The organism is Lachnoclostridium sp. An76, assembly GCF_002161355.1.
Lineage (GTDB): Bacteria > Bacillota > Clostridia > Lachnospirales > Lachnospiraceae > Mediterraneibacter > Mediterraneibacter caccavium.
Window position 1 is genome coordinate 107,846 of the sequence record NZ_NFHL01000001.1, and the last position, 26,772, is coordinate 134,617.

Genomic DNA, 26,772 nt, shown 5'->3' on the forward strand with positions numbered 1-26,772 from the left:
AAATGCTGAAGGGGAAAGATGAGCAGGTGAGAACTGACCTTAACACGTTTGGTACTGCTTATACAAGCTTACTGGATGCGAAAAACGTCTTGAGTGAAAAAATCCAGGACTTTAATCCGGAGGAATATCTGGACATACAGATGCTTGGAGGCCTTCACCGTTCTCTGTCAGAGAATCAGCGGGGTATACAGGAAAGGATAGGAAATCAAAATGAGCAGTATGAGGAGTATGTAACTGAAGTTTACAAAGCCTCAACAGAGAATACGCAGAAGCAGGCAGAAAGCATTGAAACGGCTCAAAAGGCATCTAATGACAAGCTGGATACGAATCTTGCAAATGCAAAAGCTTTAAAACAGTCTACCTATGAGCAAAACAAAGTGATGCTGGATGAGATAGAAGGCATCCTTCCATATACGAGGCTGGGAACACAGGAAAATATCCTCACGTATCGTTTTATGGCAAATCCGCTGGCGACAAATGATCTGACAGTAGTCAAAGCGGAGAGCACCTCTGATAAAAATGGAGTGACAGGCGTATCGAATACAGGAAGTAATCTTGCGGCATCAGATGGAACAGGGATTCCTGGCGTTATATTTGCGATTCCGGTTGTTCTCATCCTGGCAATAGCAGTTTATATGATTGTCCGCAGAAAGAACACGGGTTCAAGAGGAGATCATTTATAATTGACAGATGATGGATCGGATTATCGCCCATTCTGTGATCATCCGGATCTTGTAAAGCAAGAGCCATTCAGGGGAATCTCTCGGGATTCCGATCTGCTGTATTTTGGCTTCGGAAGTAGTCCTATAAATAAATATAGTTTATAGGTCTGCTTCCGATTTTTTATTAACTTACCATAAGAGAGGAGGAATATTGTCATGGGAATTGGGGATATATGGAATGAATTACGCTACTTTTGGATTGATCTGACCAACTATACTGATGCGGAAAAGAATGTGGACAAATATCAGAAGCTCGTGGACAAGTTGAATGAAAAGATATCCAAATGTCAGGCGGAATTTGATGAAGCAACGGCTCATGGAACTCAAATCTGCCAGTCCTACGCAAAGAATCCCAGTTCAGCAGAAGGAGAAATGTCCCGGTATTACGCTGAAAAGGAGGATGTCTGGAACGAAAGAAACGAAGGGGTTCTGACAAAGATGGAGACGGCGCTGTCAACTGCCAGGGACAGACTCTCAGCGGCACAAAATAATCTGACGTATTGGCAAGGGTGTGTTTCCGCTGAGGAAACAGCACTTAGAAATGAACTGTGGGCGAAAAAAGAGGAGAAAAAGAATGGTGACTGAATTTTACTGTGACGGCGCAAATATGAAAACTATTGGAGAGGATCTGAAAACGGTAGAGGAGTATTTAAAAGCGGCGTACACGAAAGCGGAGACAGTGAAAAACGAGATCGATTACGATGGGAAATGGAGCGGCAACTCCCAGAAAACAATGGCAGCATTTTTAGACCTTCTGATGCAGTATCATAAAGCATTTATCCATGGGGAAGACGCGCCGCTGCCTAAAGGCATTGAGCATCTGGAAGAACTGATGAAATCTCTGGAGGAATTTTATACAAACTGGAAGGAATATGAGGACTTAGGGAAAATATAACGGAGGAAAAACATGAGACTTAGTGAGGGTGAAATGCTGTTTATAAACAGCGTTACAAAAGGGAGGACGCCTTTCGGAATCATCTGTAAATATCCAGAAGAAAGCAAGATGGAGGAGTACAAGAAAGAAGTCGTGCTGTCCCTCCGGAAAAAAGGGATTCTGGATGATGAGAAAAAGTTTACTCCAAAAGGAATCGCTCTGCTGCTGTTATGGGAACAGTACAGAAACAGCGAAAGGCATATGGTACTGAACCACCTGATGCTTTCTGTATCAACGAAAAGAAGGGTGATCTGTGTCGCAAAAATGTCAGACGGTTACGAAGTGTTCTCAGCGGACAGTGGGATTGTGATGTTTGCCTTGTTGAAACGGCATGAGTTTCTCCGCAGCCAGGATACGAAATGCCCTATCATCCTTGAGAAACTTCTCTATGAAGAGTGGACAGAGAGTCTGGGCGCCTATGGAGATGGGCTGCTGATCACCGGGATATATAGGAAAAACGAACCGGAGAGGGAAGAGGTCTACTGTTGGAGAGGAGAAACCGGATATAAGTATGATCTGAGCGGACAGTTTCAGAGGAAGATCAGTGCGCGAACTGTGAGGATGCGCCTGATGAGTGATCTGGGTCTGAGGAGGGAAGATATAAATGGATGAAAATCTGATCGTAGGAGTTGAGCTTTTGGATTATATGTCCGAACTGACAGACGTGGCCGCACAGGTGCTGAATGCGCTGGAGGTGCTCTCCGGGATGAGCGAGAGAGTGGAGGGAGCATACAAAGGAGAGGCAACAGAAAGTATGGTGAACTATTTTAAACAGCTGTATGAGCATATCAGCCGTCTGTGTGAATTCTATGCAAAAGGCGCCTCCTATGTATATCACACTTATGAGAGCATGTACCAGAGCGATGCTGCTATGGCAGCATGGCTGATGGGGCAGGAAGGGATACAGGTAACAGGGGAATGAGCGCGGAAGAAGTAAAAAAAGTAATGGCAGTACAATGGGAAGAGAAGGAACCGTATTGTATGCCTCATGGTTATCAATACAAGCTGGAAAACGTGGATAACTATCTAAAGGAAATGGATGAACTCCTGCTGGAAGCAGGGATGGAAGGACTGGGATATCAGAGCCAGGCAGAGAACATTCAGAAAACGGCGTTAGGTATGGGGCTGCTGAACGCTTATATCTCCACGCTGATGAGCGAGATCGACGCGCAGATCGACCAGCCGCTGTACCGGGGGTTCCAGAATGAAGCCACAGAGCAGCTGAGCCGGATCCGGATGGAGGACTACTCAACGGAGAATACGCTGGGGCTGAAACGGCATTACAAGATCCATGACGCGTATGGACAGATCATGGAGTATGACGCCCAGGCTGTCAGCCTTACGATGAAAGATTTCCTGGGGCTGACCAGCCTGAACGATAATGCCGGTCATGGGGACCTGATCGGGATGCCCAAAGAATTTTCCGATTTTACGAACCTGTTTGCGGTGGAGTATGATAAGATAAAGGATAACCTGAAAGACGAGACTGGGAAAGAAGTCACCCTGGAGGAATATCTGACGTATCTGAATACCAAGGGGGAATTTGACAATAAGATGGATAAGCCCCTGCAGGAACTGATCTCCGCGATACTGGACGTGACGATCATAAAACCGCTGATCGAGATGTGTACCGGGTATGATATGATAACAGGGGAGGACCTGACAGACTTTGAGAGAGGACTGAAAGGGGTCTTTGCCGTAGTAGACGTTGTGACCCTGTTTATCGGGATCAAGGCAAGCGGGGTGGCGAAGCTGTTCAGCAGGGAAGCGCTGGAGACGGGAGGGAGGATCATTGCGACAGATCTGATTTCCAATGGGACAGCGTATGCTGTGGGAAAAATGGGAGAGGAACTGGGGCTCCCGCTGCCGATCACGCTGATGCTGAGCGTGGGAGCAGGAGTGACGGTGTCGCTGACAGCCGGGAAATATGTGTTTAAAGACAGCGCAGGGAATGTGGTGCTGGAAGCGGGAGCGGACGAAGTAGACGGGATAAGGACGCAGATAAAGCAGGGAGTAAAATACTCTCCAGCCAATCCAGGACCATTAAATGAAGAAGTAGCGAATTCTTTTAATGGTGCTACATATACAGAGAGAGTATTAACAGAAGATACGGTGATGTATAGAGTAAGCGGAGGAAATGCAAAAGAAGTTGGCTCTTACATGTCAACGACACCGCAAGGTGGTGGACTACAGTCACAACTTGATTTGGCTTTAAATCCAGCATGGGGGAATACTGCAGAAAATGTAACAAGAGTAGTTGTTCCCCAAGGAACAACAATTTATGAAGGTATAGCTGCACCACAAAATATATATGATAGTCTTGGAAATGTGATAGGAACATTGCCTGGAGGTGGAAATCAAGTTTATATTCCTATAGTAGAAATGGGGTGGTTTCAATGAGAAAATGTGATTGTAATGAAAGAATGGGGGTAAAAATTAATTCTTGGGAACAATTTGAAGAATTGAAAAACTTTTTTGAAGAACAGGTAAAAAAAGGATTATTTGTTGAAATCCCTGTGGAAAGACCGTATTATATTGGGTATAGTACTAATGGAAAGGAAATGAAGTGGTATGCAGACAAGTGGTACAAATGTCTTGAATGTGGTGTATTATGGGAATTTATTTACCCTGATTTTCCGGCACAAGGTTCTGTTAAAAAACTTAGTGCGGATGACTATACGGAAAGGAAATAGCTAACATGGATATCAATAAACCAATTACTAATCCTAATTTAGTGAATGCCATTGAAGAAATAAAGCAAGGAAATAAAAAGGAAGAACTATTTTGGGATGAAGTTTTCAAAGCTGAGTTTTTATGTCCTATAAATATGGAAATTGGAAAAATATCGCAAAAGGAAAATTATAAAATTGTACTAGGGGAAGGGACCAGTATTACTTTATTGAGCATAGACAATGAACAAAGTGAACATTTTTTGATGGCGTTTACAGACTGGGAAGAATTAAAGAAATGGAAACAGAACCATGATCAACAAACATTGATTTTGTCATATGAAGATTATCAAGGCATTATAATAAAAAATGATTCACCGTATCAAGGGATGGTCATAAATCCTTATGGACAAAATATTGTTTTGGATAGACAAATGTTGACTAATACAAGAAAAAATGAACAGATTATTCAAAAAGGCGAATCGGTCATGCTGGGGATACCCAAAGAGTACCCCACTGATATGGTAAATAAACTTAAAGAGTATTTTGTAAAAATGCAAAATGTAGATAAAGCATATTTGCTTTGGATGGTACGAGGCAAAGAATCCAGTTATTTACTTGTTTTAGATTCAAAAATTTCTCCACAACAACTATTTCCATTAATAGGTCAGATATGCCAGCCTTTTTTAAATGGAAAATTATTGGATATGGTTTTAGCTAATTCGGGCTTAGGTAAAAGTGCAATAGAGGGACAAGCCCCCTTTTTTGTAAGATAGTAGATTGTTATTTAGTGGTTAAAGCGAATCAGCTTAGGTGTCAGATTTACCTTGTCAGGGGAAATCCGCCTAAGCCGAAGCATTTTATGGACCTTCGCTAAAGGTTTCCAGGTTGAGAAGATAGAGCGTTTAAAGGAAGCCAAAGGACAGTTGAAAGAAAAGAAGAATTAGGTTTACCAGAAGAAGTATTTCTCCAGTCAGTACCTGGATCGGGCGGAGGAATGGAAAAGGGAAAGTAGTTATAGTGTTTGAAACTGATGAAGATGATGGATATGATAATGTATATTGCTATACTCTAGATTTCCAATTACTTTGGAGCATAAAACCGGCCCCAGTTGCCATTGGTGGAACTGCCAGAAGTCCATATGTGGGGGTGGACATATTAGATGGCAATTGTAGAGCAATTAATTTTTTCGGAAGACGATTTTTAGTAAATATTGAAAATGGAGAGATTATTTCAAAGGATATAGTTCGCTAATAGTTATTAGAGTTATACTTTAAGAAATCCAGAAATCTAAAATTTGTACACACCTATAAATTAACCATTACCCACATGGGATGCGAGATGAAAGCTTATGTAAAGACTTCATTTATGTAAAGAAATGTGGGCTCAGCCCAGTGTTTACACGGAACTGAGCTTAAATTTCTTTACATAAATTTACCGCTTATTAAAGCTTTTGAGCCATTCTTTCAGATTGGTATCAGATTCCCATTTTGCTTCTTCTTTTGGAAGGATTTCTTTGCTTGCAGCTTCGATTGCTTTTCTTTTCAGTTTCGCATCCGTTCTTGCGTAGATTTCGGTAGTCATAACGCTGGAATGTCCGAGCAGATCCCTTATATACATCAGATCAACTCCTGATGTAATGAGCTCCATCGCAGCAGTATGCCGCATTTTGTGTGCTGTGAGGTCATCTGGTATCAGTGTTGGCTCTTTCTGTCTGGCTTTCATCCCATATTTCTTCAGCACATAATTGACACCTTGTCTTGTAAACTGTGAATTCATATGACTTTTGAAAAGATATTCCTCAAAGCGTGCCTCGGTATCATATTTCATACAGGAGATATATTTCTGTATGTGTGGAACAGCCGTTTTCATCAGTGGGACATACCTGCCTTTATTCCCTTTGCCGTGGATCCTTATAGTGTACGGCTCAGTCAGTGAAATGTCCTTTACTTTTATATTTATCAGTTCTGACACACGTACGCCGGTTGTATAAAGGAGCAGTAACATTACATAATCTCTCAAGCCATTCGTGGCATTCATGTCTATCTGACCGACTAAAAGTTCAACGCCTTCCGTCTTCATGTAGGAAATCTCTTTTTGTTCTGTTTTTTTTAACGGGATCCCGAGTATCCGCTGGTATTCCTCCATGTAATCCGGCAGTTCATATTTTAGGTAATGAACAAATCCCTTCATTGCGGCAAGTCTGTAATTACGTGTGGCCGGGCTGTTTTTTCTGCATTCCTCAAGCCATTTCAGAAAGCCAAGTATGGATTCCCTTGTATAATCCATGACAGATATCTTTTCAGGCTTTATTCCGCATATGGATTCCATGTATTCGAGGTAAAGAACAAAAGCATTCCTATAAGTATCTATGGTTTGGGGAGAACTGCCATTTTCATTCGGAAGATAACGGGTAAAATATCTGCTAAGATGTACTGCAAAATCAGTTGTTTTCATCATCAGCACCTTCTTTCGTTATCTTACCAAATATCCTGTCAACCGTGGAATGAAATTTTTCCTCGATGTAAGGGAAAAGCTGCAAGGTCAGCCTTACATACTTTTCCGTGGCAAAAATTGTTTTGTGACCTAAATAAGTTGACAGTATAGGCAGCGCAACATACATATCCAGCCCGGAATCCGTCATCTGCTTAAAGGAATATACAGCCATATGGTGTCTCCAGTCATGGATTCTTGGCCCATTGCCATCCCCTGGTGTGGTATAAAAAAAGTTGACAGCTTATTCTCAAGGATTTCATAATAAAACCAAGAGAATAAGGAGGTATTCAAAGTGGCACGTAAATATGACCATGAATACAAAGTACAGGCAGTGAAACTTGCCAAAGAAATCGGCGGCGCTAAGGCTGCTAAAGAATTAGGAATCCCTGAAGGAACCATCCATACATGGCTGAAAGCTGTAAGAGCTGGTAAGCTGGATGTTGGGGAAGGTTCCCATACCCCTGCCAGTGCAATGAGCCTGTCAGAAGAAATTACCATGCTGCGTAAGCGGGTGAAGGAGCAGGATAAAGAAATCCGCCGCCTGAAGGAAGAAAATGAATTTCTGGAGGAAGCCAGCGCTTTTTTCGCCGCCAGCCGTCGGAAGTCAGCAAAAACCAGAGAATGATCTTTCTCGCTTTTAAAACAGAGGACGGCAGGATTACCGGAAAAATTTCATTTTATTGCCGGATGCTTGGTATCAGCCGGCAGGGCTTCTATAAATATCTCGCAAACAAAGACCGTCCATGGAAGTACCAGGATCTGGCGGATGCCATGAAAGAAATCATCAGTGAGGATGAATGTAACGATACTTATGGACGGATCCGGATGTATCAGGCGCTGTTGCTGAAGCAGCCGGAGGGCGTACATATACCCAGTGAACGGACCGTATACCGGGTTATGGATCAGATCGGCCTGAGCCATCGGCCAAAGAGAAAGCCGAATGGACTTACAAAGGCAGACCGGGAAGCCATGAAATCGGATGATCTGTTGAAGCGGGATTTCCATTCAGATGCCCCATTAGAAAAATGTATTACAGATATCACGGAGATCCCGGCGCGCAATGGGAAACTGTATGTATCTGCGATTTTCGACTGCTTTGATCTTAGCGTCCTCGGTCTGTCAATGGGGACAAACATGAAAGCAGATCTGTGTATCCAAACACTGGAAAATGCCCTGACTGCATATCCCGCATTGGAAGGAGCGATCATCCACAGTGACCGTGGGACACAGTATACCAGTGAGTCTTACCGCCAGACCATCCGGGAGCACCACATCCACCAAAGCATGAACAGTGCAGGAGGACGCTGCCATGATAATGCACGCTGTGAGAGTATGTGGGCCAGAATGAAGACAGAGCTCCTTTATGACCGCTATGACACAAGGCAGATGACGGTAGAGGAATTAAAGGCGCTCATTTGGAGATACTTCCTCAGCTACTGGAATAACCGGAGGATCTGCTCTGCCAATGGCGGGCTGCCTCCCATGATAAAACGCAGACAGTATTATGAGGATTTGGAACTGGTAGCATAGTCAGTGATATCCTTGAAATAAATGTGTCAACTAATCTTGACAATATCACCCTATGTAGGGAATACCGGCTCGGAACAGAAAGTCCCGATGCTTTTCGTAAATGCTTTTCTGATCAAGTCTGCCTCCATTTGCATTCGTAAAAATGTAATCGGTATCATTCAGAAGGTAAAAGCATTTGTCTGCGTATTCATTTAAAAGAGCCTTGAGATCATCCCCCACAACAACATAGCGCTGTTTATCGTTTTTTGTCTCATTCAGAAGGAGGATACCTTTATCAAGATCCACATCCTTCTTACGGATTCCGAGAGTTTCATTAATTCTGGTTCCACAGCAGTAAAGGATTCGGAACAGTACAGGGTATTGGATGGCGTCTTTACGGTTCATTCCGCTTGTATAACTGTCAACTGCCATGAAATATCGTTCAGATTCGGCATCTGTATAAATATGTGGCTCAAAATCTGTCCCTTTGTATTTTATATCGCGTACTACAAAAACATCATAACCTTTTATGCTCAGGTATTTCAGAAACTGTTTGCTGGAATTTATCCTTAAATAATGCGTTGTGTGGGACTCGTTCTTTCGCTGCTCAAGCCATCTGGATGCATGGAAGGTGCTAAATACTGGCTCCATTATCCTCTGTTCTACGCAGAAACGGTCAAATCCTATGAGGTTGCGTCTGAAGTTGTCACCATCAAAGCCAGCTTCTGTTTTATCATTTATATAGTTTTTGATTTCATCTGCGAAAACAGATCTAAACTCATATCTTGCCATATCTGCCCTCCTTGCTGTAGAATGGAGAGCGAAGCACAGGCATTGGAAGGGCACACTGTTTCAGCTTATCATAGTCTACGGATATATAATAACCCGTGGTCGCTGTCCGTTGATGCCCCATAACAGTGCTTATGACCGGCATGGCGACATTCTTTTTCAGGAGGTTTGTCGCCAGGCTGTGTCGCATGGCATGGGGCCCATGCTTCTTATTCTGCCAGTTTTTTATTCCGGCGCGCTTCATATACTTGGTAACAACGGAATGGATTGTCGGGGAAGACAAGGGCTTTCCTTTATTGACATTCTCCATGGATACAATGATCTCCGGAGCATCTGTGGCAGGTCTTGCATGTTTCAGATAATCTATGATCGCATTCCCTACTGTAGCCAAAAGAGGGAACTCTACCGATACATCCGTTTTATGTTGGACGAAATGTATGACATTCTTATCCCAGTCAATGTCATCAAAAGAAAAACGGGTGATATCTTTTGCACGCCATCCGTATTCTGTAGCGAGAAGCAGGATCAGATAGTCTCTTTTCCCGATAGGTGATGCTCTTTCTACAGAAGCGATCAATTCCCTGATTTCATCTTCTTCATATGTTGTTGGCAGTTTGCAATCCTTCTTATAGTTATCAGGAAGGATAAAAACAGAGCAATCTTTTGATGATGTTCCTTCATCATAAACGAATTGAAGGAAAAGTTTTATGGTGCGCGCGGCATTATGTCTTGAGGCAAGGGAATAATTCATGGATGAAAAGAAACATTCTGTTTTTTCAATCGAAAGATCTTCATATTTCATCCCTTTCCCGTTCATGAACCTGCAGAAGTTATACAGATATACCCTTTTATTTTCAATTGTTTTCTCTGCAAGCATAAGTTCATCCCTACAATAATCCAGATATCTTAATGCTGCCAAACCAATCTCTCCATGAAAAGTATATTCAACACTTGGGCAGCGAAATTCAAAATCGCCATTCCGCTGGTAAGAGATCAACATGCGGACAGCACGCAGTTTTTCCCTAAAATGAGCAGGCGCGCGTTTTGGCATGAGATGCGTGCCAAATATCTCATCGCAGTATTGCTTGCCGATGGCTTCACTGAATTCAGAAATCTCTTTGCTTTTCAGCCATTCCCGTAAGGCATTCCACTGTGCGGTTATCCTTACATAATAATTCGACTCGTATTCCCTATGCTGCAATTCTTCATCACATAAGGCAACCAGTTCTTCAAAATTTGTTACCATATTTATCGGTACCTCCTTGAAATAGTTTGGATAAATATGGTCTCATATTTGTTTTTTTATGTAAAGAAATTTAAGCTCAGTTCCGTGTAAACACTGGGCTGAGCCCACATTTCTTTACATAAATGAAGTCTTTACATAACCTTTGTTATGTAAATCTTTACATAATAAAGGCAAGATCGAACGGTGGTTCCGTACCCTGAAGGACCAATGGATGGCATCCCTGGATATGAGGGACTTCCACACACTCGAAGAGCTCCGGGGCAGCCTGCTGGCCTATGTCAGAAGCTATAACCAGAGGCCCCATTCCTCCCTGAAAGGGATCTCCCCGCAGGAACGCTTCTTTCAGGAGCCGGAATTGATCCGCCGCCTGCCGGATGAACAGATCGAATCCTCTTTCCTTCTTGAGATCGAACGCAGGGTATCGGCGGACTCGGTCATCGTGATCGACCAGACAGAGTATGAGGTCGATTACCGTTTTGCAAAGCAGCGCATCACCCTGCGTTATACGCCGGACATGAAAGATATCTTTGTTGTGGAGGCCGATGGTGTTTATGATACACTAAATTTACCGAAAAAAAGCGTCAGAATTCCCTGAAAAAAGCAAGGGAAATTCCCTAAATAAAGCGGGACATATTGATTCCCCTTTACATTATATTTATCCTTTATCTAAGCACCACCAAAGATAAAGGAGGAAAGGAAGATGCTCACTATGTCCCAAATCAATCATATCAAAGACTTGAGCAATTGTGGATACCGGATCAGTGAAATCTCTAAAAAAACAGGTGCTGATCCCAAAACGATACGCAAGTATCTTGCGCAGGATGATTTCTCACCGCAGCCACCCGTTATCCAGGAGAAGCCATCCAAACTGGATCCCTTCAAGCCCATCATCCAGGAGTGGCTGGACGAAGACAAGAAACATTGGCGAAAGCAGCACCATACCGCTCAGAGAGTCTATGAGCGTCTCGTGGAGGAACATGGCTATACCGGGAGTTACAGCATTGTCCAACGCTACATGAAGAAATGCCGTTCCATCCAAACGGAGAAAGCAAACCTGGAACTGATCTGGGATCCCGGACCTGCACAAGTTGATTTTGGGGAAGCTGACTTTTATGAGGCCGGGAAGCTCTGCCGCAAGAAATATCTGACCGTGTCGTTCCCTTACAGCAATGATGGATACAGCCAGGTATTCGGCGGAGAAACTGCGGAGTGTGTCTGCCAGGGCCTGCAGGATATCTTTGAATTTATCGGCGGCGTACCGCCGTTACTGATCTTTGACAATGCAACCGGTGTCGGGCGGCGGATTGGCGATGCGATCCATGAATCAGAACTTTTCTCCCGTTTCCGAGCCCATTATCACTTCCGGGTGCGCTTCTGCAACCCCTATTCCGGCTGGGAAAAAGGGAATGTGGAGCGCAAGGTTGATTATAACCGTGCGAACCTGTTTGTTCCGGTCCCGCATTTCAATGAGATAGAGAAGTACAACCGGAAGCTGCTTGCCCGCCATGAAAAGAAAGCTTCCGAACTCCATTATAAGAAACAGATCCCTATCCGGGAATTGTTTGAAGAAGACAGGAAAGCCCTCCTGATGCTGCCGCCAAAACGGTTCGATGTCTGCCGATATGAATGGCTGAAAGCGGATGGTTTCGGCAAAGTCTGTATGGATGGAAAGCATTTCTATTCTACCAGGCCGGAAAACGCAAACAAACAGGTGCTGGTGGGAATTCGTGCCCATACCGTTGACATTCTTACAGAAGGCGGACAGGTCGTCACGACTCACCGGCGCGCTTACGGAGATAACCGCACGGATATCAGCGATTACAGTACCACGCTGGCTGTCCTGATGAAAAACTCCGGAGCATGGGGAAACAGCGGGCTGCGCCGCGAAACACCGGATGCTTTAAGGGCTTACATGGATGCCCAGCCGAAAGAGAAACTGAAGGACTGCCTCCGGATCATGAATGAGCTGACCAGCCAGTACGGCTTTCAAGCAGCGGCCAGCGCTATGGAGATGGCCTGTACAAGAGGCAGTATTAACATCTGTGATGCTTCCGTGCTTGCCGCAAGGATTACCGGATATGGCATTTATACACCGCCGGAGGCAGGCCCATCCCTTGCAGTATATGATGATATGTTTCTGAAGGAAGGAGACACTGTTTCATGATGACACCGAAGATGAAAGAGGATTTCTGTACACAGATCCTTGGAGCAAGCCGGCAGCTCTTCCTTTCGGGCAGGATTTCAGAGATCTGCCGGGAAAAAGGGACGCAGAAGCAGCTGGAGTTTATTCTGGAACTGCTGCAGGCGGAATTGACTCTCCGGGATGAAAACCGACGAAAACGTCTGATTAAACGGGCCGGGTTCCCAACCTATAAGACCTTTGAGGGGTACAGCTATCACTGCGTAAAATTTCCCCCTGCATTCAGCAGGGAGGAACTGGAAACCCTTGAGTTTGTCCCGGGGAAAAAGAATCTTGTGCTTTACGGTCCAGTGGGCATCGGTAAAACCCATATGGCAATCGCAGCCGGCGTAAAGGCCTGCAATCTCGGTTACAAGACGAAGTTTTATACCGTAACAGAACTTGTGCTGAGGCTTGCGGAATCGCGGAAAAACGGGACGCTGGAGCGCCTTCTGCGGGATCTCCGCAGCCTTGACCTGCTCATACTGGATGAATGGGGATATGTACCAGTCGATAAGGACGGATCCCAGCTGCTGTTCCGTGTTATATCTGACAGCTATGAGAGCAAGAGCCTGATCCTGACAACCAATCTGGAATTCTCAAAATGGGGAGGGATCTTTACGGATGACCAGATGGCCGCTGCAATGATCGACCGGCTTGTCCATCACGGACATTTATTGATCTTCGAGGGGAAAAGCTACCGAATGGAGCACGCCCTCATGCGCAGGGATGCATAATGCCCGCTGAAGGCAGGGAAAATCCCTTGCTGAAAAAAGGGAATTCCGACGCTTTTTTCAGGGAAAAGTACTTGACAAAAAACACGATGGTTCCCTTACGCCGATCCACCTCCTCAACAAACAGGACAACTCCTTTGTAAAACGTGACAAAGTACGGCTGGCAGGAGGTGAGGACTGATGGAGCTTACTGCGCGTTACGGACTTGAATTCAACCCATTTTTAAAGAATTCCAAAGAGATCCTTTTTGAGGGTACTGAATATACGGAAGCGAAGTTCCGGCTGGATTACCTCGCAAAGACGAAAGGCTTCGGCCTTCTTACCGGCGCCCCCGGCCGTGGGAAAACAACACTGGTACGTTCCTGGTCTGCCGGGCTGAATCCTTCCTTATACAAAGTGATCTATACCAGCCTCTCCACGGTTACGGTAAATGATTTCTACCGTAATCTTGCCGTATCCCTTGGTGCGCAGGCTTCCTACCGTAAAACAGAAAACTTCCATATCATTCAAGAGGAGATCAACCGCCTTGCCCTGGACAAACGGAAAACCCCTGTGATCATCATTGATGAGGCGAACTATATCAAGAACGCCGTCCTGAACGATCTGAAGATCCTGTTCAACTTTGAGATGGATTCCCGGGACCGGGCAGTGATCCTTCTGGTTGGGCTGCCCCAGCTGAACAATACGCTCCAGCTGTCCATCCATGAGCCACTCCGCCAGCGTATCATTATGAACTACAACATTGAAGGGTACTCAAAGGAAGAGGGGCGCGCTTACATTGAGTGGAAACTGAAAAAAGCAGGCTGTACAGACTCTGTTTTTGACGATGCAGCAATTGAAGCGATCCTGAACGCTTCCGATGGGACAGCCCGTGTGATCAGCAAGCTCTGCAATGCCTCACTTGTGATTGGACACAGCCAATCTGCAGGCCGCATTACATCCGACATTGTCATGCAGGCGATCAACGACAGCACGCTTGGCTGAAAAGGCATCCGCAATTAATTTGCGGATGTTTTTCTTTTAGGAAAACAATTCGCAGAAACAGCCATTTTTAAAGTGACTGTTCCCCCCATGGGAGCCGAAATCGGCATAAAATAATCTGCCTGATAGAGCATCATTTAATTTGCCGGACAACAACATCATAAAGAAAAACTGTATGATTGGGAAGTGGGGATTTTCTCTGCTTCCCTTTTTATTTAGGAATAATTCCTATTTTTGCCAATAATAATTATACGCTAACAGCCCTAAAAGGGGCATTGAAAATTTACCGTAAAAATGGGAAAAATCGAAGCTCAGAGGAATGGATGAACAAAGTGGGAAAATAAAAACGACGGAATTTTCCTAGTACTACGACGGAAAACGGGGCTTAGGCTGGGGCGTTTTTTCTATGGAAAAGAAGTGAAAATGACGATATAATGTTTATATTAAATTTAAGACAAGGATGTATTTTAATGAAACAAGAATATACAGACAAAATGAAATACTATCAAGGAAAAGAATATGAAAATTTTTTGAGAGAAAAATGTGTCTTAGATGCACGTCAGTTTTTATATTCATCACAATTATACTTAAACTATGCCATCATTACTGCAAAACTTTATGAAGACATAGGGAAAAAGAATATTAGTGAGGGTGAAAAAAATCCGTTTTATAATAGCGTAGAGGTATTGGGATGGAATTACAATGCTCATACAATTTTGAACAAATTGACATTGGAGTGGGTATCGCATATTTCAAATTCACTAGATTGTTTGTTGCAATATATTAATGCGTCACTTAATTTAGGACTGAAACAGAAAGCCGTTACTGAAGGAAATATGCATAGAAAATTAGAAAAAATGCCACAGATAAATAGCTATGTAGAAAAATTATGGGAGAATGAGATTGTTTGCTATATACGTTCTGTATATAATTATGGAAAACATACACTTGACTTATATGGAGGTTCATCATTTGCGGATGTAATTTCTGGACAAAGAGATATACGGATTCCTGATTTTAAGTATCGTGGTAATATATATAAGTCAAAAAGTACAAGTGAATTGATTGGATATTATGAAAATTTTATTGGATTATATATTGATGTGATGGAGAGCGTTGATTTTGTGTTAAAAAACTCAGAGCCTGTTTGTAATAGATACCATGTAGGGAAAATGGTAGTTGATGGGCATGCTATGGGAGAGTGCGAGAATAAACAAGACATTGTACTTTATGCAGAGTTTGACAGTGATGGCATACATATTAAGAAATATTGGGTAGAAGATATAAAATTTGAGAATGATAGTGATATTGAAATAATGTTGTCACCTTCTAAAACAATTGGTCAACATTTTGATGGAATTACATCAATTGAAGTTATAATAAATAAAGATAAGGTTGGGGAACTTCATATGGATAGTGATTGTTTAGAAAACTCTATTTTGCGTTATCATAAATATAAATATGTTGCAGTATAACTTATTTGTTAAATTGTGATAAGGAAGTTAACTCTGTACAAATTTTTTTTATAAAGAAAGACATGTTGTAATGGTGAGATATTTATAAATTATGCTTGATTCTCACGATAAAATTACCGTAAGGGATGCACACAGTACAATTTTCATTTTAGTATTAAATAAAGAGGAATTCTATGGATAATAAAAATCTTACGTTAAAATGGATAGACACTCTTGGAAATAACAAGATTGTTTTTGAAAGAGGAATTATAGATGGTACAAAAAATAGAGGGATATATGGTATTTTCATTATTGATAATAAACAGCAGACGGAATATTGTGCATATGTAGGAAGAACAGTCAATATCTATAAAAGATTTTTGACAGGCGATGATGCACATTTTGTTAAACTTAGAAAAGGATTATTACAAAATGATAAGGTGATTGAGGCACTAAATGATAAGCATAAAAGAATAGAAGTACGAGTGATTGAACAAATAATGTTTAATTATGAAAACTATTATAAAGATATTCAGTTTATGGCTTCGAGAGAATGCTATTATATAGATCATTACCAAGCTTTAGGTCAGTGTTTAGAACAGTGCCCGGATGGAAGCAATATTAGAAGAGATGTCTGGGAGAATGAAAAAATGCTTAGTAGTAAGGCATAATCTTTTACTACCAATTTTACTACTAACAGGTAGTAATAACATGCCTAATTCTGCTCTGATTTGCCACAATCTGTAATTTCAGAGCATTTTACCATAATCCCAGAAACCCTTGCAAAACATGGCATTCCGGGGCAAAACAAGGAGAAACAAAACAATGATAAAAATACTTTTTATTTGCCACGGCAACATCTGCCGCTCAACAATGGCTGAATATGTTATGAAAGATATGGTCAACAAGATGAACCTTTCCGATTCTTTCCACATCGACTCCGCCGCCACCAGCCGCGAGGAGATCGGCAATCCGGTCCATCACGGCACGCGCCGGAAATTAAAAGAAGTGGGCATTCTCTGCGGGGATCATCGGGCGCGCCAGATGTGCCGGGAAGAGTATGACAAGTTTGATTACATCATTGGCATGGATTCCTGGAATATCCGGAATATCAACCGCATCATCGGAAATAATGATCCGGATCACAAGGTATATAAGCTTCTGGATTTTACGGACCGAAAGGGCCAGGATATTGCCGATCCATGGTATACGGGGAATTTTGACGATACTTACAGAGATGTGAAAGAGGGCTGCGAAGCCCTCCTGAATGACTGCCTTCTACGCCTCTAAAGCGTAGGAGAGCAGTTTTTTTAAGTTGTGATGGAACTGACGGTTCTGGTTCTTGAGACGGAGCCTTTCCGTGCCGGATTTTGTCTCTTCCACAAAGGCGTCATAGCGTGAAAACAGTACCCGGTAATCCGCGGACTGCTTCTGCCCCCAGCGGATCAGGACCCAGTTCATGGCGTCCGGGTTCCAGTATTCCATGGGGATGCCGGACATCTTCATGACTGTGATGTACTGGACAGCTTTCATAGACAGTTCTGCGATCTGTCTGCCGCGGAAGGTCTCTTCCTTTTTCTGGGCTTTCCCGATCTTCGTGAAAATCCGCTGGGGAAGAGTTTTTTTATGGGCTTCGCGCTCCATCAGGCGAAGGCTCTTTTTCAGGACGTCATTGAGCTGGTTGACTGTGTTCCAGTAGGTGACAAAGGATGTCTTTTCCTCCTCTTCGCCATCTTCGGGTCCTACTTTGAAAGTACGGAACACACGGTCTGTCTCGCCGAATGTATCCCGGTTGTATTCTTTGCGCTTTTCGGGATCAGAGAGCACCCGGTAAGCTTCCAGGATCTCCTGCATCAGGGCAGTGGTATCGATATCTTTATGTACATTTGCATCGGGATGATAGATCTTAGCCAATGCATTCTTGGCGGTCGTGATCTCTTCGAATGTCGCATCTCTTGAAACACCTAAAATATCATAATAAGTGCGCACTATCATGGATGACCTCCTTATTAAATTGACGATTTATAACTCCCGTGACTAATATACGCCGGGGGTTCTGAAAAGTCAATTGTTCCCAGGCAAAATATGAATAATTCCCGTACTGTCCGCTTATATTTTTAACAGACGAATCTTGAAAGAGGTTTTGGAATGAGTCGTTTGGCGATAAAACGGATCCAGACATTAGTCCTGGGGATCGCACTGGCGCTGTCGTGCATCTGCCTTCCGGTTGAGAGTCTGGCAGAGGAAGGAGAGCAGACAGATCACCCGCAGCAGGAGGAAGGACAGCAGGAAGACGGAGAGCAGGCAGAAGAACAGAAAACAGAAGAGCAGAAAGCGGAAGAACCGCAGGCGCAGATAGAGATCAGTGCTCCGTCCGCCGTGCTCATGGAAGCTTCCACGGGCACTGTGATCTATGAGAAAGATGCGGATATAGCTCGCCCTCCGGCAAGTGTGACGAAAGTCATGACCATGCTGCTTATTTTTGACGCGCTGGAGGCGGGGAGCATCCATCTCGAGGATGAGGTGACAACATCAGAGTACGCGGCGTCCATGGGTGGGTCCCAGGTTTTTCTGGAGCCGGGGGAGACCCAGACCGTGGATACGATGCTCAAATGTATCGCAGTGGCGAGCGCGAATGACGCCTGTGTGGCAATGGCTGAATACATATGCGGAAGCGAGGAGGAGTTTGTCCGGAAGATGAATGAGCGGGCCAAAGGGCTGGAGATGGACAACACGAACTTTGTGAACTGCAACGGCCTGGATGCGGAAGGACACGTGACGAGCGCGAGGGATATTGCTCTTATGTCACGGGAGCTGATCACGAAATATCCACAGGTCCACGACTATTCGATGATCTGGATGGAAAATATCACCCACAATACAAGCAAAGGCGCATCAGAGTTCGGGCTTGCGAACACGAATAAGCTGGTCCGTCAGTATGAGTATGCTACGGGGCTTAAGACCGGATCCACAGGCGAGGCGAAGTTCTGTGTTTCAGCGACAGGGAAGAAAAACGGGATCGAGATGATCGCAGTGATCATGGGAGCGAAAACTTCAAAAGAGCGGTTCGCAGACGCGGTCAAACTCTTAAATCACGGGTTCGGAAAGTGCCAGCTCTATACAGATGACAGCGCACCTGCCGTGAAGAGCGTGGATGTGAAGGGCGGAGTCGCGGGAAATGTCAGCGTGGAGCGTTCGGGGACGTTTTCCTATCTGGATATGACAGGGGCAAATCTGGCAGAGGTGGAGAAAAAGACGGAGGTGAGCAAGGATCTTTCCGCACCGGTAAAGAAAGGAGATGCTGTGGGCTATATCGTATATTCTATCGACGGCAGTGAGATCGGAAGAATGGAACTTACGGCCGGGGAAGATGTGGAGAAAGCCGGATTCCCGGACTATCTGAAAAAAGCATTTGACAGGCTCGTGCTGAGACGGCTGGTGCGGAAACTGTGAGTGACGATGTAAAAACGCACTTGTCCTTATGCGCTCTCCTGGTCTATAATAGATAGGCAAACCGGGAACTGCCTGCTGTGTCAGACAGTTCCCTTTCGTGGAGGAAGAAATATGGACTATGCAAAAGCAGGAGCTGTGGTTATCATCCTGCTCCTGGCAGCAGCCGCTGCCGCGGCAGAAATATACAGAGAGACGCATTGCTTCCGGGTGACACGGTATAAAGTGCCCGCGGAAAAGCTGGCGGGGATCCTCAGGAATGTGAAGATCCTTTTTCTGAGCGACCTTCATAACTGTACTTACGGAAATGAAAATGAGAGGCTGCTCCGGAGTATAAGGGACGAGGAACCGGATCTGATCCTGATCGGCGGGGACATGCTTGTGGGAAAAGCAGGAGCACCATATGAAACCGCGCTGCATTTTGTGGAACAGCTTCCGGCGATCTGCCCTACGGTTTATGCCAATGGCAACCATGAGCTGAGGATGAAGGAAGATATAGAGACCTATGGGGATGCATACAGAGTTTACAAAAATATTCTGGAAAAACGAGGAGTGCATTTCCTCGAGGATTCGCGGATCCGCGTTGAGCTGGGGGATGTGTCTCTGCAGATCTGCGGCCTGGAGCTGCCGTCCTCTACCTATAAAAAATTCAGGAAAGACAGGATCACGGCAAGTGATATCGAGGGACATTTCGGGTTTCCGGCATCAGCAGATACATATACCATCCTTCTGGCGCATAACCCTGCATATATGGACGCCTATCTGGAGTGGGGCGCTGATATGGTACTATCAGGACATCTGCACGGAGGGCTGATACGAGTGCCGGGGATCGGCGGGATCGTCACTCCCCAGGGATTCTTGTTCCCCAGGTATTCGGGAGAAATGACCCGGAAAGGAAGCCAGACTGTGATCGTAAGCAGGGGATTGGGCACGCATACACTGAATATCCGTCTCTTTAATACGCCTGAGCTGATCTCAATACAGCTCGGCGGGGATCAATGAGTAAAGTTAAGACAGCCGAAGAGAAGACAGCGGCAGGAAAAAGATTGTAAAAGCTGTTGGATTCCCTTATAATACAATATTGGTATCTTTTAAAAACACTATTCGGAGAGAACGCATGGGAATACCGGTGAAACTGGAAGTATTTGAAGGTCCCCTGGATCTTCTGCTTCATCTGATCGATAAAAATAAAATAGATATCTATGATATTCCAATCGTCGAGATCACGAATCAATACATGGAATACATCCGAAACATGCAGAGAGAAGACCTGAATGTCATGAGCGAGTTCCTTGTCATGGCGGCGACGCTTCTGGACATTAAATGCCGCATGCTCCTTCCAAAGGAAGTTACGGAAGAAGGCGAGGAAGAGGACCCGCGCCAGGAACTGGTCGAACAGCTCCTTCAGTACAAGATGTACAAGTATATGGCAAATGAGCTGAAAGACCGGCAGCTGGATGCGGACTATGTCCTGTACAAAAAGCCTACGATCCCTGCAGAGGTGCAGGAGTATGTAGAGCCGGTAGACCTTGACCGGCTTCTGGGGGATCTTACTCTGGTCCGGCTGAATGAGATCTTTCAGGACGTAATGAAGCGGCAGGTGGAAAAGATTGACCCGGTGAGGAGTAAGTTTGGAAAGATCGAGAAGGAAGAAGTGACCCTCTCAGATAAATTCACCTATATCCACAGCTACCTGAAGGACCATAAGAGATTCAGCTTCCGCCAGCTTCTGGAAAAACAGCACAGCAGGATGCATATAGTCGTTACTTTCCTTGCGATCCTTGAGATGATGAAGCAGGGGAACATACGTGTAGAGCAGGAGGATACCTGTGGTGAGATCATGATTGAAAGGACAGGGGATACAGATGGAGATTGAGAAGCTGCAGAGCGCCATTGAGGCGATCCTTTTTACGATGGGAGATTCCGTGGAGCTTGAAAAGCTGGCGTCAGCGATCGGGCATGACGAAGAGACAACGAGAAAGCTGATCCACAACATGATGGATAAATACGAGGCGGCTGACAGGGGCATCCGCATTATCGAGCTGGATAATGCCTATCAGCTCTGTACGAAAAAGGAGATGTATGAATACCTGATCCGTGTTGCAAAACAGCCGAAGCGCTATGTGCTCACGGATGTCCTGTTGGAGACGTTGTCGATCATTGCGTATAAGCAGCCGGTGACGAAGCTGGAGATCGAGAAGATCCGCGGGGTGAAATCCGACCATGCAGTGAATAAGCTGGTAGAATATGGGCTCGTTGAGGAGACAGGACGGCTTGATGCGCCGGGACGCCCGCTGCTCTTTGGGACGACAGAGGAATTCTTAAGGCGGTTCAGCGTGCATTCCCTGGACGAGCTCCCTGTGCTCGACCAGGAGCAGATCGAGCATTTTAAAGAGGAAGCTGAGGATGAAGCACAGCTCAAGCTGGATATCTGACTTCTGGATATCTGACTTTGGATATCATACCCCGGATATCCCGATGTCAGGCTGCGTTTAAGCCGGGCGGTATCCGCGGATACGCTGATGTTCTATCCGTGCAGGCGGATACATATAGTGAAAATAAGACGGGATGAAGAGGTATCCTGTATGTTTATAATGAAAAACAGAATAAAAACGGTCTTATGTCTCGCTTTATGCCTTATGGCATACATATCAGCCGCTGTTTCTGTACGCTGTACCGCGCAGGCGCAGGAAGCGGAAAATGTCAGTGGTGCTGAGATAAAACCGTCCGAATTGTACGCCCGTTCAGCAGTCCTTATGGATGCAGGATCAGGGCGTATTTTATTTGCAAAAAACGGTCAGGAGGAGATGCCGATGGCGAGCACGACGAAGATCATGACCTGTATCCTCGTGCTGGAAGAGGGAGATCTGACGGAGACTGTAACTGTAAGCGAAGAGGCTGCTTCCCAGCCGGAGGTAAAGCTGGGGATGAAAAGCGGGCAGAGATTCCGCCTGAAAGACCTTCTGTACTCACTGATGCTGGAGTCGCATAACGACTCAGCGGTCGCTGTCGCGGAACATATCGCGGGCAGCGTGCAGGGATTCGCGGATATGATGAACCGGAAGGCAGAAGAGATCGGATGCGATGCCACCTATTTTATCACGCCGAACGGACTGGATGCGGAGGATGAAAAAGGCGTCCACCATACCACTGCGGAGGATCTGGCGCGCATTATGAAATACTGCATCACAGATTCGCCGGAACGGGACGGATTCCTCGAGATTACCAGGAAGGAAAGTTATACTTTTTCAGACTGTGACGGGAACGGAAATTATACGTGCAATAATCATAATACCTTCCTGAAAATGATGGAAGGAGCGCTGACGGGAAAGACAGGGTTCACTGCGGATGCGGGTTACTGCTATGTGGGAGCGCTGCAGAGAGACGGCCGGACGTTTATCGTATCCCTTCTGGCATGCGGCTGGCCGAATAATAAAGGGTATAAGTGGTCCGATACAAAGAAGCTGATGACCTATGGCATTGAAAATTATTTTTACAGAGAGATCAGCCCTGCGCTTCCTCAGAATACAGTGAAAGTAGAAAATGGCTATAACGGGGGCTTTCCCGGGAAAGAACCTGCGGAAGCCGGACTGAGGACGGGAGGAGGGACTCAGAAGCTGCTGATGAAGCAGTCAGAGGAAGTGGAAGAGGAACTGCGCCTGCCGGAAAAAATCCAGGCTCCGGTCAAAGAAGGGGACCGGCTGGGAGAATTGATCTACACAATGGATGGCAGGATCCTGGCTGTATATCCGGTCTTTGCCTCGGAAAGTGTTGGAAAGCGGAGTTTTTCTGTATGCCTGTCCTATATTGCGCATCAGTTTCTCGGCAGATAAGGTGAGAAAACAGGTCAGAAATGAAGCGAGGATAAAATAGATCAATAGAAATGATTAATTTTGCCACTGGTATATAGGTGAAAGCTATGGTAGGATAAGTGAGGATAAAATAAAGCAATAAAATTGATTAAATATAAGGAGACGTACAAAAATGGAAAACTGGAAGAAATACGAAAAGACTTATTTTATGCCGCCCGAGCCGTGCTATGACTGGGTGAAAAAAGACGCTATTGACAAACCGCCTATCTGGTGCAGCGTGGATCTGCGCGACGGCAACCAGGCGCTGATCGAACCTATGAGCCTGGATGAAAAACTGGAATTCTTCCAGCTCCTCGTAGACGTCGGATTTAAAGTGATCGAGGTCGGTTTCCCGGCTGCATCTGAGACAGAGTATCAGTTTCTCCGCGCTCTGATCGAGCAGAACATGATCCCGGACGATGTGACGATCCAGGTGCTCACCCAGGCGAGGGAGCATATTATCAAGAGGACATTTGAGGCAGTGAAAGGCGCTCCGCATGCGATCATCCATGTATATAATTCCACGTCAGTGGCGCAGAGGGAGCAGGTATTCCGCAAGGATAAAGAGCAGGTAAAGAAGATCGCCACGGACGGCGCAGCGCTCCTGAAAAAACTGGCGGAAGAAACCGACGGCAACTTTACATTCGAGTACAGCCCGGAGAGCTTCCAGGGCACGGAAGTAGACTATGCCCTTGAGGTATGCAACGCAGTCCTTGATATCTGGAAACCGACGGAAGAGAACAAGGCGATCATCAACCTTCCGACAACCGTTGAGAACGCGATGCCGCACGTATTTGCAAGCCAGGTGGAATATTTCAATAAACATCTTCTCCACAGAGAGAATGTGATCCTTTCTCTCCACCCGCACAATGACAGAGGGTCCGGCATCAGCGATGCAGAGCTGGGGATCCTTGCCGGGGCGGACCGGATCGAGGGAACTCTGTTTGGGAACGGGGAACGCACAGGAAATGTGGATATCATCACACTTGCCATGAATATGTTCTCCCAGGGCGTTGACCCGAAACTGGACTTCTCCAATATGAGCGACATCTGTGAAGTATATGAGCGCGTGACGAGGATGAAAGTCTCCCCGCGCCAGCCCTATGCAGGAGAACTCGTATTCACTGCATTTTCCGGCTCCCACCAGGATGCCATCGCCAAGGGAATGGCATGGAGAGAGGAGCACGACTGCAAGACATGGACCGTGCCCTATCTTCCGATCGATCCGCAGGACGTGGGAAGGAGATACGATTCCGATGTCATCCGTATCAACAGCCAGTCCGGGAAAGGCGGCGTAAACTACATCCTGAAGCAGAGCTTCGGCATCAGCCTTCCGGAGAAGATGAAAGAGGAAGTCGGATACCTGGTCAAGGACGTGTCAGACAAAGCGCATAAAGAGCTTACTCCGGACTGGGTATATCATATCTTTGAGGACAATTACATTAATACAAAACCAGTATTTACTGTGGATGAGTGCCACTTCAAACAGGAGGACGGCATCATCGCTGACGCGGTGATCCACCATAACGGAAATGACCGCAGGATCACTGGTGTCGGAAACGGACGCCTGGACGCAGTGAGCAATGCGATCAAACATTACTTTGATATCAGCTATGAACTGGCGTTTTATGAGGAGCATTCCCTGACGAAAGGTTCTTCCTCAAGAGCTGTGGCTTATGTGGGTGTGATCTGCAATAAAAAGCGTTACTGGGGCGTCGGGATCGATGCCGATATCATCAAAGCTTCCATAGAAGCCCTCGTAGTGGCTGTAAATAAGATCAAAGAGATCGCAGAATCACAGGGGGGAAAGGATGAAAGGCTCCTGGAGATCACAAACTACATCTACGCGAACTATAAGGATGTGACACTTGACGACCTCTCGGAGAAATTTTTCCTCTCCAAACCGTATCTCTCCAAATACATCAAGGAGAAATCCGGCATGACATTCGGTGATATCTTAAAGAAGATCCGCATGAAAAAAGCAAGGGCAATGCTCAAAGGAAGCAGCGCTACTGTTGAGAGCATCGCTGAGTCTGTGGGATATCAGAATGTAGAACATTTTAACAGGGTGTTTAAGAAAATGTACAACATCACACCCGTACAGTACCGAAATCGAAAGTGAAATCTGTATTTGAGGGGGAGCTGATCATCAGGCTTCCCCTCTTAAATACAGATTTTATTATGTGAAAATATTGTCAGATATGTTCATTTTTGAATTGAAATTCCCATAAGGCTGATATATACTAAAATAGGCAGAAATTTTGGTTTATTTTAAACAAATTTTTTAATATGGAGGGCTAGATTATGAGCTACAATGCAACAGAAAACTCAGCAAGCAGACGAATTGCCACATTGCTTGATGAGGGCAGTTTTGTTGAGATCGGCGGTGCTGTTACTGCCAGAAGTACGGATTTCAACCTGCAGGAAAAAGAGACTCCATCAGACGGCGTCATTACCGGATATGGAGTGATCGACGGCAACCTTGTATATGTATACAGCCAGGATGCCGCCGTTCTCAATGGGGCAATCGGGGAGATGCACGCGAAGAAGATCGCGAACATCTATGATATGGCAATGAAGATGGGGGCTCCGGTGATAGGTCTGATCGACTGTGCAGGCTTAAGGCTTCAGGAGGCTACGGACGCGCTGGACGCGTTCGGAGGACTTTATTACAAGCAGACAATGGCTTCAGGAGTGGTCCCGCAGATCGCTGCGATCTTTGGTATGTGCGGAGGAGGTCTTGCGGTAGTTCCCGGTCTGGCTGACTTTACATTTATGGAAGAAAAAGAGGGAAAACTTTTTGTGAATTCTCCGAATGCTCTGGAGGGAAATGAGATTTCCAGATGCGACACTTCCAGTGCACAGTACCAGAGCGCGACAGCAGGACTGGTTGACAGCATCGGTACTGAGGCGGAAATCCTCGGGCAGATCCGTTCTCTTGTATGCATGATCCCTGCAAATTATGAGGACGACCTTTCCTATGAGGAATGTACAGATGATCTGAACCGCGTATGCACAGATATCGCAGCTGCGGCAGAAGACGCGGCGGTTGCCCTGTCACGGATCGCGGATGATCAGATCTTCTTTGAAATGAAAAAAGATTACGCAAAAGAGATGGTAACTGGTTTTATCCGCCTGAATGGTATGACAGTAGGAGCTGTCGCTAACCGCACGAAGGCTTATGGCGCAGACGGAAGTGAAGAGGCTTCCTTCGACTGTGCGCTCACGGTTGACGGATGTAAGAAAGCGATCGATTTTGTGAATTTCTGCGACGCATTTTCGATCCCGGTGCTTACGCTGACAAATGTTGCCGGATTTGCGGCTACGGTCGAGTCTGAAAAGAATATGGCAAGAGCGGTTGCGAGGATGACATATACATTTGCCAATGCGACAGTGCCGAAGGTGAATGTGATCACTGGCAAGGCATATGGAAGCGCTTATGTGGCGATGAACAGCAAGTCCATTGGTGCAGATATGGTCTATGCATGGCCGGAAGCCGAGATCGGCATGATGGATCCGGAACTGGCGGCCAGGATCATGTATGCGGATGCAGATGCCGCAGTTCAGAAAGAAAAAGCGGCAGAGTATAAAGAACTGCAGTCCAGCCCGAAAGCAGCGGCAAGAAGAGGATATGTGGATGCGATCATCGAACCTGCTGATACGAGAAAATATGTGATCGGCGCTTTTGAGATGCTGTTCACAAAGAGAGAGGACCGTCCGGATAAAAAACACGGGACGGTTTAGTGAGGTGAGGCGAA

At 45.5% G+C, this 26,772-nt stretch carries 29 protein-coding genes and 1 pseudogene; 25 read left to right on the forward strand and 5 right to left on the reverse strand.

The window, feature by feature from the left end; translation table 11 throughout:
• The first annotated feature begins 2 nt into the window (after positions 1–2).
• From B5G27_RS00530 to B5G27_RS15760, 9 genes are all read left to right on the forward strand, one after another.
• Positions 3–683 carry a hypothetical protein gene (locus tag B5G27_RS00530; protein ID WP_087177040.1) on the forward strand — a complete coding sequence of 227 codons (681 nt, stop codon included), beginning with the start codon at positions 3–5 and terminating at the stop codon, positions 681–683.
• A 195-nt stretch (positions 684–878) separates the two neighbouring features.
• Positions 879–1,307 carry a hypothetical protein gene (locus B5G27_RS00535; protein ID WP_087177041.1) on the forward strand — a complete coding sequence of 143 codons (429 nt, stop codon included), beginning with the start codon at positions 879–881 and terminating at the stop codon, positions 1,305–1,307.
• Positions 1,297–1,617: a hypothetical protein gene (locus B5G27_RS00540; RefSeq protein ID WP_087177042.1), complete on the forward strand. Its 321-nt coding sequence runs from the start codon at positions 1,297–1,299 to the stop codon at positions 1,615–1,617. Before B5G27_RS00535 ends, B5G27_RS00540 begins: the two co-directional genes overlap by 11 nt.
• Positions 1,618–1,629: 12 nt before the next feature.
• Positions 1,630–2,268 (forward strand): hypothetical protein, encoded by a 639-nt coding sequence (locus tag B5G27_RS00545; protein WP_143449623.1) that lies wholly within the window; start codon positions 1,630–1,632, stop codon positions 2,266–2,268.
• Positions 2,261–2,578, forward strand: coding sequence for a hypothetical protein (locus B5G27_RS15755; protein ID WP_143449624.1), 318 nt, complete (start codon positions 2,261–2,263; stop codon positions 2,576–2,578). Before B5G27_RS00545 ends, B5G27_RS15755 begins: the two co-directional genes overlap by 8 nt.
• Positions 2,579–2,601: 23 nt before the next feature.
• A complete protein-coding gene (locus tag B5G27_RS00550; RefSeq protein ID WP_162611151.1) occupies positions 2,602–4,056 on the forward strand; it encodes a pre-toxin TG domain-containing protein in 1,455 nt (484 codons plus the stop codon).
• Positions 4,053–4,349 carry a hypothetical protein gene (locus B5G27_RS00555; protein ID WP_087177045.1) on the forward strand — a complete coding sequence of 99 codons (297 nt, stop codon included), beginning with the start codon at positions 4,053–4,055 and terminating at the stop codon, positions 4,347–4,349. Before B5G27_RS00550 ends, B5G27_RS00555 begins: the two co-directional genes overlap by 4 nt.
• A gap of 5 nt (positions 4,350–4,354) precedes the next feature.
• A complete protein-coding gene (locus tag B5G27_RS00560; RefSeq protein ID WP_087177046.1) occupies positions 4,355–5,101 on the forward strand; it encodes an enhanced serine sensitivity protein SseB in 747 nt (248 codons plus the stop codon).
• 244 nt (positions 5,102–5,345) lie between these two features.
• Positions 5,346–5,579, forward strand: a complete 234-nt coding sequence (locus tag B5G27_RS15760; protein WP_143449625.1) for a hypothetical protein — start codon at positions 5,346–5,348, stop codon at positions 5,577–5,579.
• A 180-nt stretch (positions 5,580–5,759) separates the two neighbouring features.
• Here B5G27_RS15760 and B5G27_RS00565 read toward each other — a convergent pair whose 3' ends face one another.
• Positions 5,760–6,785, reverse strand: a complete 1,026-nt coding sequence (locus tag B5G27_RS00565; protein WP_242958183.1) for a tyrosine-type recombinase/integrase — start codon at positions 6,783–6,785, stop codon at positions 5,760–5,762.
• A complete protein-coding gene (locus B5G27_RS00570) occupies positions 6,769–6,993 on the reverse strand; it encodes a hypothetical protein (protein ID WP_087177048.1) in 225 nt (74 codons plus the stop codon). Before B5G27_RS00570 ends, B5G27_RS00565 begins: the two co-directional genes overlap by 17 nt.
• 120 nt (positions 6,994–7,113) lie before the next feature.
• Between B5G27_RS00570 and B5G27_RS00575 the strand changes: the two genes are divergently transcribed.
• Both B5G27_RS00575 and B5G27_RS00580 read left to right on the forward strand, forming a co-directional pair.
• On the forward strand, positions 7,114–7,446 hold the full coding sequence (locus B5G27_RS00575) for a transposase (protein WP_072524275.1): 333 nt from the start codon (positions 7,114–7,116) through the stop codon (positions 7,444–7,446).
• A complete protein-coding gene (locus B5G27_RS00580; RefSeq protein ID WP_087177049.1) occupies positions 7,443–8,351 on the forward strand; it encodes an IS3 family transposase in 909 nt (302 codons plus the stop codon). Before B5G27_RS00575 ends, B5G27_RS00580 begins: the two co-directional genes overlap by 4 nt.
• Before the next feature lie 45 nt (positions 8,352–8,396).
• Here B5G27_RS00580 and B5G27_RS00585 read toward each other — a convergent pair whose 3' ends face one another.
• A complete protein-coding gene (locus tag B5G27_RS00585) occupies positions 8,397–9,122 on the reverse strand; it encodes a tyrosine-type recombinase/integrase (RefSeq protein WP_087177050.1) in 726 nt (241 codons plus the stop codon).
• Positions 9,109–10,365 carry a site-specific integrase gene (locus tag B5G27_RS00590; RefSeq protein ID WP_087177051.1) on the reverse strand — a complete coding sequence of 419 codons (1,257 nt, stop codon included), beginning with the start codon at positions 10,363–10,365 and terminating at the stop codon, positions 9,109–9,111. The genes B5G27_RS00585 and B5G27_RS00590 overlap by 14 nt, the downstream gene beginning before the upstream one ends.
• A 166-nt stretch (positions 10,366–10,531) precedes the next feature.
• Between B5G27_RS00590 and B5G27_RS00595 the strand changes: the two are divergent.
• From B5G27_RS00595 to B5G27_RS00625, 7 genes and pseudogenes are all read left to right on the forward strand, one after another.
• Positions 10,532–10,960 (forward strand): annotated as a pseudogene (locus B5G27_RS00595) (integrase core domain-containing protein); the annotation flags it as partial.
• Between the two features lie 114 nt (positions 10,961–11,074).
• Positions 11,075–12,529, forward strand: a complete 1,455-nt coding sequence (istA, locus tag B5G27_RS00600) for an IS21 family transposase (RefSeq protein ID WP_206608963.1) — start codon at positions 11,075–11,077, stop codon at positions 12,527–12,529.
• Positions 12,526–13,281, forward strand: coding sequence for an IS21-like element helper ATPase IstB (istB, locus tag B5G27_RS00605; protein WP_242958187.1), 756 nt, complete (start codon positions 12,526–12,528; stop codon positions 13,279–13,281). Before istA ends, istB begins: the two co-directional genes overlap by 4 nt.
• A 177-nt stretch (positions 13,282–13,458) precedes the next feature.
• Positions 13,459–14,262, forward strand: a complete 804-nt coding sequence (locus tag B5G27_RS00610) for an ExeA family protein (RefSeq protein WP_087177053.1) — start codon at positions 13,459–13,461, stop codon at positions 14,260–14,262.
• Between the two features lie 467 nt (positions 14,263–14,729).
• Positions 14,730–15,734, forward strand: a complete 1,005-nt coding sequence (locus tag B5G27_RS00615) for a hypothetical protein (protein WP_087177054.1) — start codon at positions 14,730–14,732, stop codon at positions 15,732–15,734.
• Between the two features lie 173 nt (positions 15,735–15,907).
• A complete protein-coding gene (locus B5G27_RS00620; protein WP_087177055.1) occupies positions 15,908–16,384 on the forward strand; it encodes a hypothetical protein in 477 nt (158 codons plus the stop codon).
• Between the two features lie 154 nt (positions 16,385–16,538).
• A complete protein-coding gene (locus B5G27_RS00625) occupies positions 16,539–17,003 on the forward strand; it encodes a low molecular weight protein-tyrosine-phosphatase (protein WP_087177056.1) in 465 nt (154 codons plus the stop codon).
• On the opposite strand, the gene B5G27_RS00630 is transcribed toward B5G27_RS00625, so the two are convergent.
• Complete coding sequence (locus B5G27_RS00630; protein ID WP_087177057.1) at positions 16,992–17,708, reverse strand: J domain-containing protein; 717 nt, start codon at positions 17,706–17,708, stop codon at positions 16,992–16,994. The two genes, B5G27_RS00625 and B5G27_RS00630, sit on opposite strands and share 12 nt — an antisense overlap.
• A gap of 153 nt (positions 17,709–17,861) precedes the next feature.
• Here B5G27_RS00630 and B5G27_RS00635 point away from each other — a divergent pair, with 153 nt between their 5' ends.
• The 7 genes from B5G27_RS00635 (at position 17,862) to B5G27_RS00665 (ending at position 26,758) form a co-directional block, all read left to right on the forward strand.
• Complete coding sequence (locus B5G27_RS00635; RefSeq protein WP_087177058.1) at positions 17,862–19,166, forward strand: D-alanyl-D-alanine carboxypeptidase family protein; 1,305 nt, start codon at positions 17,862–17,864, stop codon at positions 19,164–19,166.
• A 111-nt stretch (positions 19,167–19,277) separates the two neighbouring features.
• Positions 19,278–20,165: a metallophosphoesterase gene (locus tag B5G27_RS00640; RefSeq protein ID WP_087177059.1), complete on the forward strand. Its 888-nt coding sequence runs from the start codon at positions 19,278–19,280 to the stop codon at positions 20,163–20,165.
• 115 nt (positions 20,166–20,280) lie between these two features.
• On the forward strand, positions 20,281–21,039 hold the full coding sequence (locus tag B5G27_RS00645) for a segregation/condensation protein A (RefSeq protein WP_087177060.1): 759 nt from the start codon (positions 20,281–20,283) through the stop codon (positions 21,037–21,039).
• Complete coding sequence (gene scpB, locus B5G27_RS00650) at positions 21,029–21,598, forward strand: SMC-Scp complex subunit ScpB (RefSeq protein WP_087177061.1); 570 nt, start codon at positions 21,029–21,031, stop codon at positions 21,596–21,598. Before B5G27_RS00645 ends, scpB begins: the two co-directional genes overlap by 11 nt.
• Positions 21,599–21,748: 150 nt before the next feature.
• Positions 21,749–22,996, forward strand: coding sequence for a D-alanyl-D-alanine carboxypeptidase family protein (locus tag B5G27_RS00655; protein WP_087177062.1), 1,248 nt, complete (start codon positions 21,749–21,751; stop codon positions 22,994–22,996).
• A gap of 151 nt (positions 22,997–23,147) precedes the next feature.
• Entirely contained in the window at positions 23,148–25,136 is a 1,989-nt protein-coding gene (locus B5G27_RS00660; RefSeq protein WP_087177063.1) for a 2-isopropylmalate synthase, read from the forward strand.
• 182 nt (positions 25,137–25,318) lie between these two features.
• Positions 25,319–26,758: an acyl-CoA carboxylase subunit beta gene (locus tag B5G27_RS00665; RefSeq protein ID WP_087177064.1), complete on the forward strand. Its 1,440-nt coding sequence runs from the start codon at positions 25,319–25,321 to the stop codon at positions 26,756–26,758.
• Positions 26,759–26,772 lie beyond the last annotated feature (14 nt).

Excerpts from the sequence above, each read along its gene's own strand:
- B5G27_RS00540 (WP_087177042.1), top strand. The coding sequence starts at position 1,297 with ATGGTGACTGAATTTTACTGTGACGGCGCAAATATGAAAACTATTGGA.
- B5G27_RS00565 (WP_242958183.1), bottom strand. The coding sequence starts at position 6,785 with ATGATGAAAACAACTGATTTTGCAGTACATCTTAGCAGATATTTTACC.
- B5G27_RS00535 (WP_087177041.1), top strand. The coding sequence starts at position 879 with ATGGGAATTGGGGATATATGGAATGAATTACGCTACTTTTGGATTGAT.
- B5G27_RS00655 (WP_087177062.1), top strand. The coding sequence starts at position 21,749 with ATGTTTATAATGAAAAACAGAATAAAAACGGTCTTATGTCTCGCTTTA.
- B5G27_RS00610 (WP_087177053.1), top strand. The coding sequence starts at position 13,459 with ATGGAGCTTACTGCGCGTTACGGACTTGAATTCAACCCATTTTTAAAG.
- B5G27_RS00620 (WP_087177055.1), top strand. The coding sequence starts at position 15,908 with ATGGATAATAAAAATCTTACGTTAAAATGGATAGACACTCTTGGAAAT.
- B5G27_RS00635 (WP_087177058.1), top strand. The coding sequence starts at position 17,862 with ATGAGTCGTTTGGCGATAAAACGGATCCAGACATTAGTCCTGGGGATC.
- B5G27_RS00530 (WP_087177040.1), top strand. The coding sequence starts at position 3 with ATGCTGAAGGGGAAAGATGAGCAGGTGAGAACTGACCTTAACACGTTT.
- B5G27_RS00560 (WP_087177046.1), top strand. The coding sequence starts at position 4,355 with ATGGATATCAATAAACCAATTACTAATCCTAATTTAGTGAATGCCATT.
- B5G27_RS00645 (WP_087177060.1), top strand. The coding sequence starts at position 20,281 with ATGGGAATACCGGTGAAACTGGAAGTATTTGAAGGTCCCCTGGATCTT.
- B5G27_RS15755 (WP_143449624.1), top strand. The coding sequence starts at position 2,261 with ATGGATGAAAATCTGATCGTAGGAGTTGAGCTTTTGGATTATATGTCC.
- B5G27_RS00640 (WP_087177059.1), top strand. The coding sequence starts at position 19,278 with ATGGACTATGCAAAAGCAGGAGCTGTGGTTATCATCCTGCTCCTGGCA.
- B5G27_RS00570 (WP_087177048.1), bottom strand. The coding sequence starts at position 6,993 with ATGGCTGTATATTCCTTTAAGCAGATGACGGATTCCGGGCTGGATATG.
- B5G27_RS00665 (WP_087177064.1), top strand. The coding sequence starts at position 25,319 with ATGAGCTACAATGCAACAGAAAACTCAGCAAGCAGACGAATTGCCACA.
- B5G27_RS00545 (WP_143449623.1), top strand. The coding sequence starts at position 1,630 with ATGAGACTTAGTGAGGGTGAAATGCTGTTTATAAACAGCGTTACAAAA.
- istB (WP_242958187.1), top strand. The coding sequence starts at position 12,526 with ATGATGACACCGAAGATGAAAGAGGATTTCTGTACACAGATCCTTGGA.
- scpB (WP_087177061.1), top strand. The coding sequence starts at position 21,029 with ATGGAGATTGAGAAGCTGCAGAGCGCCATTGAGGCGATCCTTTTTACG.
- B5G27_RS00615 (WP_087177054.1), top strand. The coding sequence starts at position 14,730 with ATGAAACAAGAATATACAGACAAAATGAAATACTATCAAGGAAAAGAA.
- B5G27_RS00580 (WP_087177049.1), top strand. The coding sequence starts at position 7,443 with ATGATCTTTCTCGCTTTTAAAACAGAGGACGGCAGGATTACCGGAAAA.
- B5G27_RS00660 (WP_087177063.1), top strand. The coding sequence starts at position 23,148 with ATGGAAAACTGGAAGAAATACGAAAAGACTTATTTTATGCCGCCCGAG.
- B5G27_RS00585 (WP_087177050.1), bottom strand. The coding sequence starts at position 9,122 with ATGGCAAGATATGAGTTTAGATCTGTTTTCGCAGATGAAATCAAAAAC.
- B5G27_RS00555 (WP_087177045.1), top strand. The coding sequence starts at position 4,053 with ATGAGAAAATGTGATTGTAATGAAAGAATGGGGGTAAAAATTAATTCT.
- B5G27_RS00630 (WP_087177057.1), bottom strand. The coding sequence starts at position 17,708 with ATGATAGTGCGCACTTATTATGATATTTTAGGTGTTTCAAGAGATGCG.
- B5G27_RS00625 (WP_087177056.1), top strand. The coding sequence starts at position 16,539 with ATGATAAAAATACTTTTTATTTGCCACGGCAACATCTGCCGCTCAACA.
- B5G27_RS00550 (WP_162611151.1), top strand. The coding sequence starts at position 2,602 with ATGGCAGTACAATGGGAAGAGAAGGAACCGTATTGTATGCCTCATGGT.
- istA (WP_206608963.1), top strand. The coding sequence starts at position 11,075 with ATGTCCCAAATCAATCATATCAAAGACTTGAGCAATTGTGGATACCGG.
- B5G27_RS00590 (WP_087177051.1), bottom strand. The coding sequence starts at position 10,365 with ATGGTAACAAATTTTGAAGAACTGGTTGCCTTATGTGATGAAGAATTG.